The organism is Halobacillus salinus, assembly GCF_004684905.1.
Lineage (GTDB): Bacteria > Bacillota > Bacilli > Bacillales > Halobacillaceae > Halobacillus > Halobacillus salinus.
On the sequence record NZ_SRJC01000005.1, the window covers coordinates 89181 to 103990 of the forward strand.

The window sequence follows — 14810 nt, forward strand, 5'->3', positions numbered from 1 at the left end:
AAAATCCCCCCGCAACAGCGCATCAATAAAGGATAAGAAAGCCCACATTCCACCTACATAAAAAGGTTTCGAATTTTTTGAGATTTCGACCCACAAGCACGTACTTCTATGTTATTCTATAGTTAATTAAATTAATTAATAAAGTAACCTATTTTGAAAGCGCTTATATTTTGATAGGCGAACCATCATTAAGGAGGTCGATTTCTTTGAGTCAGAGCAATGTGCAAGGAGGATCACAGGTCAAGGCGAAGGAAAAACGAAAGCGCCCGAAGAAGTGGATTACACCGAAGACAGTCCCGTATATCTTCATTCTGCCGGCTGTATTGTTTTTCTTGATCTTTACCGTGTATCCAGTCATTTCGTCTTTATTATTAAGTTTCCAAACACGAGTAGGATCAGATTATGAATTTGTCTTCTTAGAAAACTATACTCGACTGTTCCAGGATCCTCTATTCTACAAATCCCTTGGGAATACGTTCCTCATCTTAATCATCCAAGTTCCGATCCAGCTATTCTTGGCTGTCGTGATTGCAGTGGCGTTGAACTCGCAGTTCGTCAAGATGAAGAGCTTCTTCCGAGTAGCTTTCTTCATGCCGGCGATTACTGCACTCGTTGCTTCTTCGATCATCTTTATGATCATGCTTGATGAGAACTACGGTTTGGTCAACTACTTACTATCGATTGTCGGCGTTGAACCGATCGCTTGGCTGTCCGACCCATTCTGGGCGAAGGTTGCTTTGATGGTTGCCATCACTTGGAGATGGACGGGTTATAACATGGTTATCTTCCTGGCCGGTCTTCAGAACATCCCTGGTTCCCTTTATGAAGCAGCAGAGATGGACGGTGCGAGTAAGCTCCGTCAATTCTTCTACATTACGATTCCACAGCTGAAGCCGATCTTCTTATTCACGTTCGTCTTATCCACAATCGGAACGCTGCAACTGTTCGACGAGCCTTACATTTTGACAGAGGGCGGACCGAACAACTCGACACTTACAATCACCCTTTACTTATATGAAAATGGTTTCCGCTACTTTGATTTCGGATATGCATCCGCAATTGCATACGTCTTAGTATTGATCATCGGCGTCCTATCTTGGGCACAAATGAAATGGGCAGGTGAAGACAAATGAAGCAAATGAGTCCAATGAAAAAAACACTACTCTATATCTTTCTATTCGTTGGCGTAATTGTCTCCGTCTTTCCGTTCTATTGGATGTTTGTCGGGGCGACGAACCCGTCCGGAGAAATTTTCAAAGTTCCGCCTAACTTCTTCCCAGGTACACACGGTTGGGAGAACTTCACGAATCTGAATGAAAATGTAGGCATCATCCGCGTGCTCGGGAACTCATTGTTCATCACGCTGACCTTCACCGTCTTGTCTGCTTTAATTTGTACGGCGGCTGGTTACGCGTTTGCGAAGTTCCAGTTCAAAGGAAGAAACCAGATCTTCTTCCTATTACTTGTTGCGATCATGATTCCGTATCACGTTACATTGATTCCATTGTTCGAGATCTTCTCGAAAGTAGATTGGTTGAATACGTTCCAAGCGGTCATCCTGCCGCAAGTCGCGTATCCGTTCGCGATTTTCCTAATGAGGCAGAACATGCAGTCGATTCCGGATTCGCTCCTTGAAGCAGCACGTGTTGATGGAGCTGGAGAATTCCATATCTTCTTCCGCATCGTACTTCCGGTCATGCGACCAGCGCTTGCCGCTGTTGCGATCTTCTTGTTCATGTTCCAGTGGAATAACTTCATCTGGCCGCTCGTTGTATTGCAGTCTCAGGACATGTACACGATGCCGGTCGCACTTTCCAGTCTTGTCGGGATGTCCCGTATCGACTACGGACAAGTGATGATGGGTACGACGCTGTCGACGCTGCCGATCATGATTTTCTTCCTTCTATTACAGAAGCAGTTCATCTCCGGTATCCTAGGCGGATCGGTGAAGGAATAGAGAGGAGGAGTCAAGATGATTACAGTCGAGAACGGACAGTTCCACTTATCGAATGGACAGATCAGCTACATTTTCCACGTGATGCCGAATGGCCAGCTCGGCCACTTGTATTACGGGGAATCTCTCAAGCAAGGAAGGGACTACAGCCACTTCCAGACGTATGACAATGTCGTGCCGAATACAACTCACCCTTATGAAGGGAGACCTGGCTTTTCTTTAGAAACGGTCAAGCAGGAACTCCCGCTTTATGGAAAAGGGGACTTCAGGGACGCCGCATTGCTCCTCGAAGGACCGTCCGGTGAAGTGATATCTGATCTGTCGTATGAAACACACCACATCCTAGAAGGGAAGCCTTCATTAGAAGGGCTTCCGGCAGGACATGCTGATTCTGAAAAAGCGAAAACACTCATCGTCACACTGAAAGATGATCAATCAGGTGTCAAAGTGGAATTGAGCTACACCCTATTCCAAGACGTGCCGGTGATAACGAGAAGCTTGCGTGTCGTAAACGTTGGAGAAGGAGAAGTGACCATCCAGAAGGTCGCTTCTCTTAATCTCGATTTACCAGACTCCGAGTTTGATATGGTGCACCTTACAGGGGCTTGGGCTCGTGAGCGCCACCTTGCCGTTCATAGATTAGCAGAAGGGACGCAACAGATTGCTAGCCAGCGGGGCGCAAGTTCCCATCAGCACAATCCTTTCCTTGCCTTGAAGCGGCCGGAGACGACGGAACACAACGGGGAAGTGATTGGAGTCCATTTCGTTTATAGCGGAAACTTCCAAGCTCAGGCTGAGGTGGATCATTACCGGACGACTAGGCTCCAAGTCGGGATCCATCCCACTCGTTTTTCCTGGAAGCTTCAAGAGAATGAGTATTTCCAATCTCCAGAAGCAGTGCTGACGTATTCCAACGAAGGGTTGAACGGGCTCAGCCAGTCCATCCATCAGTGGGTGCATTATCACCTGATCCAGGAACGTTGGAGGACAGCGGAACGTCCGGTATTGGTCAACAACTGGGAAGCGACGTACTTCGATTTCAATGAAGAAAAATTGGAGGCATTCGCAACAGAAGCGAAGCAGCTCGGAATCGAACTGTTCGTCTTAGATGATGGATGGTTCGGAAAAAGAGATGACGATACGACCTCTTTAGGAGACTGGTTCGTTGATAAGCGGAAGCTGCCGAATGGGATCGGAAAGCTTGCCAGCCAAGTGAAGAACAAGGGGATGAAGTTCGGGCTCTGGTTCGAACCGGAAATGATCAGCCCGGAGAGTGAGTTGATTACGGCTCATCCCGATTGGGTAGTAGGCGCCACAGCGAGTCACCAGACGCTCGGACGGAATCAGCAAGTGCTCGACTTTTCCAACCAGGAAGTTGTCGATTACTTGTATGATCGTATGAGTACGATCATCGAAGAAGCGGATCTCGACTATATCAAGTGGGATATGAACCGGAACATCACGGAGCCGATTTCTTCTCACCTAACGAATCAAGGGGAATTCTTCCACCGTTATATACTAGGTGTTTATGCATTGTATGATCGTCTTACGAAAGCCTATCCGCATGTTCTATTCGAATCATGCGCTGGTGGTGGCGGTCGTTTCGATTTAGGGATGATGCATTACGCCCCGCAAGCCTGGACGAGTGATAACACAGATGCCGTGGAACGGCTGAAGATCCAGTATGGAACGTCCATCGCGTATCCTTTGACTACGATGGGTTCGCACGTTTCCGCCGTTCCGAATCACCAGACGCTGAGGGAAACTCCTTTTTCCTTCCGAGCGGATGTCGCGTACTTCGGAACATTCGGTTACGAACTCGATCCTTCCGCTTTAACAAAAGAAGAAAAGGAACAAGTCGGAAAACAGATCGAGCAGTATAAAAACACCCAGCCACTTATCCAGCACGGTACATTCACAAGGCTTGCGAGTCCTTTTGACGGAGAAGAAACGGCTTGGATGGTGTTTGACGAATCGAAAGGAAGCGGAGTGGTTGCTTGGTATAAGCCGAATTTCCGTCCTAATCCGAAGTCGAATCAAGCGCTCCAACTTGCTGGATTGGAAGCGGAGGCCGAGTACGAAGTGAATGGCAAGCGGTACGGCGGCGATGAATTGATGCGCCGTGGGCTTCCGCTCGGTACTGAGTTCAACGGGGCGAACCATAACGGTGCAGACCGTGGTGGAGACGATCAATCGCAGGTTTGGTGGATAAGAAAAGTCAGTAATCAGTGAGGACAGAAGGGAGAAGACATATGATCCATACACCGAGTTCTAAACACGTCACCTTTCAAGGAATCGATGCGGTCTGTATCGAAAACGATGCTGTCAGATGCATCCTCCTTCCATCATATGGAGGGAAGATGGTCAGTCTTTATGATAAACAAGCGGATTATGAATGGTTGTTCCAGTCTGAGCGAGGGTTAGAGATCCCGCCTTATGGTGCCGATTTCTCTGCTTACGACTCCAGTGGGTTCGATGAAATGTTCCCAGGAATCGATCAAGGACCTCATCCGACTTGGCCTCACATCATCCCGGACCACGGCGAAGTATGGGCAATGCCATGGGAGTTTACCGAACAAGCGGGGGCACTGCATTTACAAGTGAAGAGTGCTGTTTTTCCATACACGCTGCACAAGAAGTTGAGCCTTACGGAAAATGGGATCCACATCGAGTATGAGGCGACGAACCACAGTGAGAAGGAGTTTCCGTTCATCTGGACGCCTCACGCGCTTCTTCGTCTACGTGACGATTCGCGTATCGAAGTGCCGGCTCATTTGGATAACGTCATCAACGTCGAGCAAGGAACCCGTCACCTCGGGACCTGGGGCAAGCAGCATGCTTATCCACTTACACAGTCTCTCTCTTCACAAGAAGACATCGACTTGTCGAAGCTTCAACCTCTAGAAGACGGGACGATAGAAAAAGTGTACTTCGCTGAGCGGTTGAAAGAAGGATGGTGTTCCCTCGTCCAGCCGGAAATCGGTAAAAAGTTGACGTACCACTTCCCACACGAAAAAGTACCTTACTTAGGCGTTTGGAAAACAAGAGGCGGTTACCGCGGCGAATACAACGTGGCATTAGAACCGTGCACCGGTCTGTTTGATGATGTCTACGTCGCGAATAAAATTGGGAAGTGTTCCAACATTCCCGCACATGGCACGTATGAATGGACATTTACTATGGAGTTTGGAGGGGCATAAATGACCTATTTAGGTGTAGATTACTATCCAGAACATTGGCCGAAAGCGATGATCGAGGAAGACTTGGAAGGAATCAAAGGGTTAGGAGCCAACATGGTGCGGATCGGGGAATTCGCTTGGCACTTGATGGAGCCCGAAGAAGGCAAATTCGACTTTTCCTTCTTTGACGGAGCGATTGAAAAGATTAAGCAAAAAGGCATGCACGTCATGTTCGGAACCCCGACAGCGACGTTCCCAGCCTGGCTGGCGAAAGAGAATCCTTCGATCTTAGCCGAGGACGAATATGGCAACAAGCGCGTCTTTGGAGGACGCCGACAGTACTGCTTCAACTCGGAAGTGTACCGGGAATATGCAGGACGGATCACGTTGAAGCTCGTCCAGCAGTATGCAGAAGAAGAAGCGATCGTCTCCTGGCAGATCGATAACGAGTTCGGACACGAAGGCAGTGACCAATGTTATTGCGACCAATGCCAGGCTGCTTTCCACTCCTACTTGGAAGAAAAATATCGATCAGTCGATGCGCTGAACGAAGAGTGGGGGACGATTTTCTGGGGGCAGACGTACAATGACTTCTCGGAAATCCCGGTGCCGAAGCCGACGGTAACGACGCACAACCCGAGCCTGAAGCTCGAATGGGCACGCTTCCGTTCAGTTTCCGTGAACCGCTTCACCCACGAAATGACGGCAATCGTACGTGAATTCAAAGGCAACCACCAGTCTGTGACGACGAACGTCTCGGGCGGATTTTTCGATAAATGGTTCGACCATGCCGATAACGTCCAAGTGATGGACTATGTCTCTTACGATAACTACCCGGTATGGGGAGGGCTCGAGAAGCCGATTCCTCCAGAAGCAATCGCGATGACGCACGACTTCAACCGCGGACTGCTCAACCAGAATTACTGGATCGTCGAAGAATTGATGGGCGCCCAAGGGCATGACGTCATCGGTTACTTGCCGAGACCGAACCAGGCGAAAATGTGGTCCTATCAAGCCTTCGCGCACGGGTGCTCGAATATGCTGTATTTCCGTTGGCGCGGGATGACAAAAGGCGCGGAACAATTCTGTTATGGCGTCGTCGACCACGACAACGTGTACGGACGCAAGTACCACGAAGTGCAGTCGGTATTCAACGAAATCCAGTCTCACAGCGAACTGTTAGATTCTGAGATTACATCCGACGTCGCGGTGCTGTATGACTACGACAACATTTGGTCATGGCGCTCCCAGATCCAGAGTAAAGACTTTGATTTCAACGAAGAACTGCTGCGGTTGTACCGTCCTTTTTATAAAAAGAATATCCATCTAGACGTGATTCCGGCAGATCGTCCACTGGAAAAATACAAAGTAGTCGTCGTTCCGGTCATGCTGGTGCTGGACGAAGCGTTAGCGGATCGACTGCGTACCTTTGCGGAACAAGGTGGAACGGTCATCTTCTCCTTCCGTGCCGGATTGAAAGATAAGACGAACAACTTGCGACTCGGCCACGTACTCCCAGGACCTGTGCGGGACCTTGTCGGAGCGCGAGTGGAAGAAATCGAGTCCTTGACGAATGAACATGCCTTGCCGCTGAAAGGGCACGGGGAGTTTGCAGAAGTTCCTGCCAACATGTCCGTCTGGAGAGACCTTCTTGTGCCAGAGTCTGCCGAAGTCCTGTATCAGTACTCCGATTCCTTTTATCAAAAATACGCAGCCGTCACGGAGAACCAGTTCGGGAAGGGGCGCGTCTTCTACATCGGCGGAGGTCTCGACGAAGCGGCGCTCGATTTGATTGCAGAAAACGTATTGCAATCGCACGGCATCGACACGATCGAATCGGATGACGGAGTGGAAGTTTACCACCGCAGCGTGAACGGAGAGGATTACTTGTTCGTAATGAACCACACCGATCAAGTGAAGACGTTCTACAACGAGAACCTCGACCCGTACGAAAGTAAAATCATGAAGCCATAGCTCGTTCATATCCCGAGGAAGACAAGCGTAGGATAGTACAAAAAGAAGGTGACGCCATGAAGCGAAGCGCCATGCTATGTATCTTCCTTCTGCTTGTCGGATGCGGGGGCGAGGTCTCGACCCAACAGTTGCTCAACCCATTTTTGACAACGACCGAGAAAGAGTGGAACATCGTCGTTTTCTATGAGGAAGAACCTATACCGAAATCGGAATTCCAGCCGCTGAAATCATTACTCCTCCGTAAAGGGATTCAAGCGCATGTGAAGCATCAAGTGTTGGATGAGGAGTATGAAACGGGGTTGAATGTGGGGGATGGAAGCATCCTCATCATCGACAATCAGGGGATACGGTTTCGATCGACGGATGTTCATGTTCTCGAGGGTATGGTTTTGCAGCAATTAAAGTAAACTGGAGAACGGTTCTGTTTTTAGAGTTAGTGGGGCGTGGGGTGGAAAACAACTCCCTTTCCGCGGCGGACGCCGAGCTACCTCAGGCTTCGCCTTCGGGGATCTCGCCGTTGTCCGTATAATCCCGCAGGAGTGTCGTCGTTTTCCACCCCACTTTGTTCAAATGTGTGGGAACAGAACCTACCCTATTAAGAAATCAATTGCTCTACATACATATAAAAGGAAGCAAAAGAGGTTCAGACTCGTTAACGTAAAGGGGTTGGAGAAACGGGGAGACTCCTACGGGAACATAGTACAGTCTGAGACCCCGCAACGACCGGATGGGAGTGAGGAGGCTCAGCGGACGCCCGTGGAAAGCGACCCGTTTCTCCAAACCCGGGCTACAATATCTAGTAGAACCGACGTCTCAACACTAGAAAAGCCTCGCTATTCAGCGAGGCTTTTTCATATGACTTATTGATTTTTCGGGACTTCGCAGCCATCTTCCGTACAAGCGGCATCTTCATTTTGAGAAAACGTCTCAAATTGAGGTGTCGCTTTTTCTTCTTCAAAAGCTTTCTCCAACGCTTGCGTGAATGTTTCTTTCGGCTGGGCGCCAGAAATAGCGTACTTACGGTTGATGACGAAGAAAGGTACGCCTTGGACGCCGATTTGATAAGCTTCGCCTTGTTCAGAACGTACTTGCTCCGTGAACGCATCACTTTCAAGCGTCTCTTTCACGTTGCTTTCGTCTAACCCAGCTTCTGTAGCAAGGCGGATCAGTGTGTCGTGGTCACCGACGTCTTCGCCATCTGTGAAGACAGCTTGGAAGAAGCGTTGAGCGACAGTCAATCCGATTCCTTTCGATTCCGCTAGCTTCGCAATACGGTGAGCGTCGAAGGTGTTCGTTGGCACCATGTCGTCAAAGCGGAAATCAAGCCCTTCCATTTTCGCTTGTTCCGTCATGTTTGCCGTCATGCCGCGCGCTTCTTCAAGGGAACGGCCGTATTTGGCAGCCAATTTTTCATGGATGTTCTGTCCTGTGTTCTTCTCTGCTTGAGGATCGAGTTCAAAGCTTTTGAACACTAATTCAACCTGATCTTTTTGTGGGAATGCTTCCAGCGCATTCTCCAGTCTAGCTTTTCCTATATAACAAAACGGGCAGACAAAATCTGACCATACTTCGATTTTCATCATCATCACCTCGTATCAAGATTCACTTCCATTGTACGCCCGTTCGATAATGAAAGCCATCAATCTGTTTCTCTACAGGAACGGTGCGACGTCCTGTAGCTGCTTGACGAAATCGATGATGAAATAACGGATAATCAAATAAGAAATCAACATCGAAGCACCCGTCGTTCCGATACTCCAATAGACGATATTCAATGTTCTAGAGCTACGCATCCCTCTGTGGTAGATGAGTAGAGCAGGCATGATCGCAATGAGGAAGAAGAGCGATACCCCAGTTGTGAAAAGCGTCAAACCACCAGCACCGGCAAGGCCGAAGCATAGTGCGAGAATGTTCACGAGCGTAAACGGTAAGATGACGCTGCCGAACTGTGCCACGAGCAACCGCACCGACAGACCTTCCCCCATCCATTTCGCCGCGACGTACAGACAGAACAAAGTAGAGAAGGTGAACAAGGCGATGAAGAATAGGATGGTGGACGTCAAGTTGAGAAAAGGGAGCGACTGTTGGTATCCGGTTTCCGTGAATAGCGTAGCAAGGCCGCCCAACATGATCGTGTAGAGTTTGTTCGCCAAGAAATAGAAGCTCAACGCAAAGGCGAACATGTAGAACACGATAACCATCAGCCCATACGTAAACATGTCTTCCTCTGCCGCAAACCCTTTACCAGGCTGTTTTAGGTGTTCTTTCAAATACGTGGAGAAGGGAATTTTATCTTTCTCGTGACGGGTTGAACGGAATTCGCTCCGCGGTTCGGCGGCGTCCAATACTTCATAGACCGGCCCATCTTCCGGGACCATCAATGAATCGTAGAAAGGTGTGCCACACACGTTGCAGTAGTTGCCGGCTTCTTGTTCGTATTGACAATGAACACAAATCATAAGCGATCTTCCTTTCTGAAAAAGTCCAAGCCTTTTGTATCATTGTATAAATCAATCGCCGGAATCATGCTACCTTTTCTCGACTTGCTTCGATTATAGAAGCAGGAGGGGATGACATGATTGCATTACAAACGTTGAAAAAACGGAGTGCAGAGCGGATGGGCAAAGTGAAACCCATCGTCAAAGAAAAAGCATTACTACTGATCGCACGAGCTTATGAAGAAAAAATATGCGTACAAATCTCGTCAGGGTATCGCTCTCTTGAGAGGCAGGCTGCTTTATACGGACAAGGCAGGAAGGATTATGTGTGGAGAGGGAAGTCTTACGGAAGCGCTGGTCCCATTGTCACGAATGCCAAACCAGGCCAAAGCGTACACAACGAAGGACGCGCTGTCGACTTTTTCCTAGTGACGTCTGACGGTTCGAAAGCATTGTGGAACGTCGATAATCGTTGGAAGCGGGTGGCAGCCATTGCAAAAGAAATCGGGTTCTTATGGGGAGGGGACTGGAGCTCTTTTCCTGATTATCCACATTTGGAGTGGTCGGAATCATCGTACGATGTTCTCAGGCGAGGGGACAAAGGACGAGCTGTATCAGAACTTCAACGGACCCTCTGTGCAAGCGGCTACCATTTAAAAATAGACGGAAGCTTCGGCCCCCGCACAGAAGCAGCCGTCAAACAGTTCCAGGAGGATCATGCCATCGAAGTAGACGGACTCGTCGGACCAATCACGCAATCGTTATTGAGTAGACATTAATACAAAAACCCTATCTTCTAGATAGAAGATAGGGTTTTCAGGGTGTCGAGTAAGTATTCTCGGTTCTTCGATGTGTGGGAAAGTGGTGTTGGAGAAACGGTCCGCTTTCCGCAGGCGTCCGGTGAGCCTCCTCGCTCCCTTTGGTCTCTGTGGGGTCTCACGCTGTACTCCGGTCCTGCAGGAGTCTCCCCGTTTCTCCAACACCTCACTAAAATAAGTGTGAACCTCTTATGCTTCCGGACCAAGAATAGGGGTTTATTATAGTCCACACGTATGGGAATCTCCACTCATTAGCGTAGGTTTTGTTCGCACGTACGTCGCGAAGTGGGATGGAAAACGACGAGACTCCTGTGGGATGCACGGGATAGTCGAGATCCCACAGCGTGCAAAGCGAGCGAGGAAGCTCGACACTCGCCCACGGAAAGCGAGTTGTTTTCCAGACCACGACACACTACATTTCATAACAAAACCATTCTCCCCACTTCTTCTCAACCACGTTGCATTTCGGTATCATCAAATCCCATATTCTGATAAACTATTACAGTTATAAAGTTTGAGAGGGGGAGTCGGAAATGGGGATCTTCTTTCAAGTAGTCCTTCCAGTCATTCTAGTATTCGCATCCGGCTATGCACTTCAGAAAATCCTGAAACTCGAAATCAAGTCCATCTCAACGGTGGCTCTCTATATCATGTTACCTTGCTTAGTCTTCGAGACGTTCTATAACGCGGAATTCGATCGAGACTATTTCATGATGATCGTATTTTCCATACTACTTTTATTTGCTATTATTTTTATCAATAAAATCGCTGCCAAAGTACTTCGGTACGACACAGCAACCGAAAGTGGCACGATTCTATCAACTGCATTCATGAACGCGGGGAACTATGGTTCACCAATTATCTTGTTCGCGTTCGGCGACGAAGGGTTCGTTTATGCCGTCTCCTTCATGGTGCTGCAACAAATCGTCATGAACTTCTTCGGCGTTTATTACGCAGCGAAAGGAACGACCGGAATCAGCATGGCTGTCAAAACCGTACTGAAAATGCCACCGACCCACGCCGTGTGGATCGCCTTACTTTTCAAATACACAGGCATTCCAATATCAGATAACTTCATGTCGAGTATAGATTTGGTCGGGAACGCGACGATTCCGACGATTATGATTCTACTAGGGATGCAGCTTGCTAATATCACGGTGAAGAATCTCGACTGGAGCAAAATATCTTTCGCAGCCAGCCTGCGCCTTGTCGGTTCACCACTGATTGCCTGGGCACTCACCATCGTTCTCCCGATGAGCGACCTGATGGCAAGCGTCTTGATCGTAGCGACCGCCATGCCATCCGCCGCTACAACAACGATGTACGCCGTCCAATTCGACGCCAAACCAGACCTAGTATCCAGCATCACCCTAGTCACCACCCTAATAAGCGTCCTGACAATCCCCATTGTCCTTACGATTATTTAGGCGAGGAATAATGGTTTTGTAAGACTAGAAAAGGACGTACCTCATAGAAAAAATAGAAGAGGTTCCTTCTAGTCCTAGCTGAGGTGTTGGAGAAACGGGTAGACTCCTACCGGATAATAGGACAGTGTGAGATCCCGCAGTGAGCGAGCGAACGAGGAAGCTCACCGACCGCCGGTGGAAAGCGAACCGTTTCTCCAACACCGCTACTCTTCAACTTGGAAGAACCGATAGTACATCCACTAAATACAAAAAGGAGTCCCAATACGGGACTCCTTTTTTAGTCTTCTTTTTTCTTTCTCTCTTTCCAGAACATATATATATTCCCGAAAACAAACACAATACTTATCATAGCTGCAATCGAGGAAAGCTCCACCATATCAGTGAGGGAGCCAACTAGGAAATAACCGAGAAAGAACAACGCGAAAATTAAGTAAACCAAAACGACTCTTCCTTTCGTTCAGACTGTTACCACTATATCATTGATCGGCCGGATACATAAAAAATCTGTACACGGTAAAATCATTTCCTTCTGCAATCTCGAACGATTCGATATTCAAAGAAGAGAAGAAATAGCCGTCCTGCTCTTCGAAAGAAAGGGTCAGTACATACTCCCGGTTTTCCATGAGGGGGATAGGGACGGGGTTTACGATTTCGATCATCCATTCATAAGCGAGGCGCTCGACGAATGCATGGGTAAAGCCAGTCGGTGTGTCATCTAACCAAATCTTCTTCAAAGGTACGAGAGAACGAGAAGGTTGTTCCAATACGATTCCTCCGTTCGTGTAATACTACTAGAATTCCCTTTTCTGAAAATGCTTAAACAGCATCCAACAGTAGTTTTTGTTTGATTTGCTTACGGGTCCGTTTGACGGTGGATAAACTGATCTGTTTTCGAGTGGCGATAAGGCTCATCGGAAGGCCTTTGTACGAAAGAAGAAAAATCTCTTGCTCCAGTGGGGTCAAGCGATGGTGGTGGAGGATATCTAGGAGAAGGAGTGGCTCATCCATTGGACATTCGACCATAGGCGGACTGTGAAGTAAGTGGAGCGTCTGTCGTTTTCTGTGTTCATCTCTGAGGTAGGACTTGAGGTGATACTCGAATTTGTACACGAAGTAGGTAGTGAATTTGCTTAAGGACCCGTCATACTTTTCACAGCATGAATGGTAGATGAAATACGCGTCCTGCAGGAAGTCATCAAACGGTTCGGCGATGCCGAATTTCCGTAGAGAAGCATACAAGAATTTCTCACACTCTACGAATGTCGGGATTTTCATAGGTTCCCTCCTTTCTATTCTATTATTATCTAAATACATATTAAATGGAAGTATTTTCTAGTACAAAATTCACTTTTTAACAACAAAATTGGATAAAAATTGAATTTTTCGCAAAAACGTGACACCAAAAAGCGTTTTTATAACGATTATAGTAGTAGAAAGGAAATAATAGGAAAAGGTGGTTCGTTGCAGTGGATGATATCAGGTTCGAGCGTATTTTGTCGGAGAATAAAGAGCGGATACATTTTCATATTCATCACTTACATATTTATGACGGTACAGGCGAGTATTATGCCGTCGGACAAGAAGCATTATGGCAGGCAGCTCTTACACATGATGAGAAGAAGGGGGCTTTCTCCACCTACGCCAATTGGAAAATTCGCAATGCCCTGATCGACTACATACGGAAACTCTCCCGCCAACAGGATAACGACCAGGCATATCGTGATCAGAGATCCGAGGAAGAATGCTGTTCTGTCGAAGATTATATGGTCGACCATGAGTTGTGGGAACAAGTGAAGGGACTCTTATCTGATAATCAATGGAAGTGGGTAACCTATTTCATCATCAAGGACTATTCTGTGGAACAAATTGCAGCACTAGAGGGCGTTTCGCGGGACGCTGTGAAAAACTGGGGGAGACATGCGCGCAGGAAGTTGAAAGAAGGGCTTCGAGTCGAATGACATAAAAAAGCGCGCATGGGTAGTCAGTCCATGCGCGGATCTCGATTATTTTTCTATTGTAAGGTTGATTCTGTTCAATCCGAGCGCTCGAGCTGCTTGAATCATTCTCTCAGCTTCCGCTTGTGCATCGTCGATTGATATGTCTTTGCGGGAGATACTTAACGTAGTCCCAGAAGTTTCGTATGATGTGCTCTGCGCTTCTTCCGTGAAGACAGGCATTTGCAAAGATGCCGGAGATGGAGTAGTCTGCTCCATCGCGTCATACTTATGCGAGCGGTTAACGCGTCCGCGGATCTTTCTGCCGTGATAGACGACACTCGCGTAAGGGCAGCCAGTTTCGGCTGAGATCTCGCGGTAATTCTTGTCGGTCTCGCCGATCAGGCGTTTTACTTCTTCCAAGTCGTAGTCGTATTGTTTACTCTTTTTTGCCATATCTATATCCCCTTCTTTTTATTATCTACTCACATTGTATACAAAAATGTACAACTTTAATAGTATTCTATAATGATTTTTTTTATTTTTTTGTTTAATTGAACGTTTTGTAAAATAATAGTATACTAACATGCCCCAATATTGGAAGAGACGAATAAGTTAGAAAGAATATGTATGGTAAGGTAATGAAATGTACCTTTTACTTTTTCAACCATAAACAGACGCCTAAGGAAGCGTCTTAGGCGTAGGTTGTTGAAGAAGTGTATAGTTTGGTTTTGTTAGGAAGCATAGTGTTTCGTGGTCTGGAAAACAACTCGCTTTCCGTGGGCGAGTGTCGAGCTTCCTCGATCGCTTTGCTCTCTGCGGGATCTCGACTATCCCGTGCATCCCACAGGAGTCGAGTTGTTTTCCAGCCCCCTTATCCATAGTTAGCGCAAACAAAACCGTGCGTTTATGAGTGGAAATTCCCTTAGTGTGGGCCATTATTGCTAGCTATTCTTGGTCGGGAAGCATAAGAGGTTCCTGCTGATTTTGTAACGGTGTTGGAGAAACGGGTAGACTCCTGCAGGATCGGAGTACAGCGTGAGCCCCCACAGAGACCGAAGGGAGCGAGGAGGCTCACCGGACGCC

General features: G+C 47.8%; 15 protein-coding genes. 9 read left to right on the forward strand and 6 right to left on the reverse strand.

What is annotated here, in order from left to right:
• Window positions 1-221 precede the first annotated feature (221 nt).
• Genes E4663_RS16040 through E4663_RS16065 form a run of 6 tightly spaced genes read left to right on the forward strand, consistent with a single transcriptional unit; the run spans window position 222 to window position 7514 of the window.
• A complete protein-coding gene (locus E4663_RS16040) occupies window positions 222-1133 on the forward strand; it encodes a carbohydrate ABC transporter permease (protein WP_421803884.1) in 912 nt (303 codons plus the stop codon).
• 14 nt (window positions 1134-1147) lie between these two features.
• Window positions 1148-1957, forward strand: a complete 810-nt coding sequence (locus tag E4663_RS16045; protein WP_135328356.1) for a carbohydrate ABC transporter permease — start codon at window positions 1148-1150, stop codon at window positions 1955-1957.
• Window positions 1958-1972: 15 nt separating this feature from the next.
• Window positions 1973-4186 (forward strand): alpha-galactosidase, encoded by a 2214-nt coding sequence (locus E4663_RS16050; RefSeq protein WP_135328357.1) that lies wholly within the window; start codon window positions 1973-1975, stop codon window positions 4184-4186.
• A 20-nt stretch (window positions 4187-4206) separates the two neighbouring features.
• Entirely contained in the window at window positions 4207-5154 is a 948-nt protein-coding gene (locus tag E4663_RS16055; protein ID WP_135328358.1) for an aldose epimerase family protein, read from the forward strand.
• Entirely contained in the window at window positions 5155-7107 is a 1953-nt protein-coding gene (locus E4663_RS16060; RefSeq protein ID WP_135328359.1) for a beta-galactosidase, read from the forward strand.
• A 56-nt stretch (window positions 7108-7163) separates the two neighbouring features.
• Entirely contained in the window at window positions 7164-7514 is a 351-nt protein-coding gene (locus E4663_RS16065) for a hypothetical protein (RefSeq protein ID WP_135328360.1), read from the forward strand.
• A gap of 453 nt (window positions 7515-7967) precedes the next feature.
• Here E4663_RS16065 and E4663_RS16070 read toward each other — a convergent pair whose 3' ends face one another.
• Both E4663_RS16070 and E4663_RS16075 read right to left on the reverse strand, forming a co-directional pair.
• Window positions 7968-8687: a DsbA family oxidoreductase gene (locus tag E4663_RS16070; RefSeq protein ID WP_135328361.1), complete on the reverse strand. Its 720-nt coding sequence runs from the start codon at window positions 8685-8687 to the stop codon at window positions 7968-7970.
• A 72-nt stretch (window positions 8688-8759) separates the two neighbouring features.
• Window positions 8760-9566: a CHY zinc finger protein gene (locus E4663_RS16075; RefSeq protein WP_079477998.1), complete on the reverse strand. Its 807-nt coding sequence runs from the start codon at window positions 9564-9566 to the stop codon at window positions 8760-8762.
• 116 nt (window positions 9567-9682) lie between these two features.
• On the opposite strand from E4663_RS16075, the gene E4663_RS16080 reads away from it, so the two are divergent.
• Window positions 9683-10324, forward strand: coding sequence for a M15 family metallopeptidase (locus tag E4663_RS16080; protein WP_135328362.1), 642 nt, complete (start codon window positions 9683-9685; stop codon window positions 10322-10324).
• Window positions 10325-10896: 572 nt separating this feature from the next.
• Window positions 10897-11790, forward strand: a complete 894-nt coding sequence (locus E4663_RS16085; RefSeq protein WP_135328363.1) for an AEC family transporter — start codon at window positions 10897-10899, stop codon at window positions 11788-11790.
• A gap of 277 nt (window positions 11791-12067) precedes the next feature.
• Here the strand turns inward: E4663_RS16085 and E4663_RS20015 are convergent, their stop codons facing one another.
• Genes E4663_RS20015 through E4663_RS16095 form a run of 3 tightly spaced genes read right to left on the reverse strand, consistent with a single transcriptional unit; the run spans window position 12068 to window position 13065 of the window.
• Window positions 12068-12229: a hypothetical protein gene (locus E4663_RS20015; RefSeq protein ID WP_168927360.1), complete on the reverse strand. Its 162-nt coding sequence runs from the start codon at window positions 12227-12229 to the stop codon at window positions 12068-12070.
• A 37-nt stretch (window positions 12230-12266) separates the two neighbouring features.
• The gene (locus tag E4663_RS16090) at window positions 12267-12554 is read right to left on the reverse strand and encodes a hypothetical protein (RefSeq protein WP_135328364.1); all 288 of its coding nucleotides are present in this window, start codon (window positions 12552-12554) and stop codon (window positions 12267-12269) included.
• A gap of 52 nt (window positions 12555-12606) precedes the next feature.
• A complete protein-coding gene (locus E4663_RS16095; protein ID WP_158290519.1) occupies window positions 12607-13065 on the reverse strand; it encodes a sigma-70 family RNA polymerase sigma factor in 459 nt (152 codons plus the stop codon).
• Between the two features lie 191 nt (window positions 13066-13256).
• Between E4663_RS16095 and E4663_RS16100 the strand changes: the two genes are divergently transcribed.
• Entirely contained in the window at window positions 13257-13748 is a 492-nt protein-coding gene (locus tag E4663_RS16100) for a sigma-70 family RNA polymerase sigma factor (RefSeq protein WP_135328366.1), read from the forward strand.
• A 45-nt stretch (window positions 13749-13793) separates the two neighbouring features.
• On the opposite strand, the gene E4663_RS16105 is transcribed toward E4663_RS16100, so the two are convergent.
• On the reverse strand, window positions 13794-14180 hold the full coding sequence (locus tag E4663_RS16105; protein WP_079478004.1) for a hypothetical protein: 387 nt from the start codon (window positions 14178-14180) through the stop codon (window positions 13794-13796).
• Window positions 14181-14810: the final 630 nt, after the last annotated feature.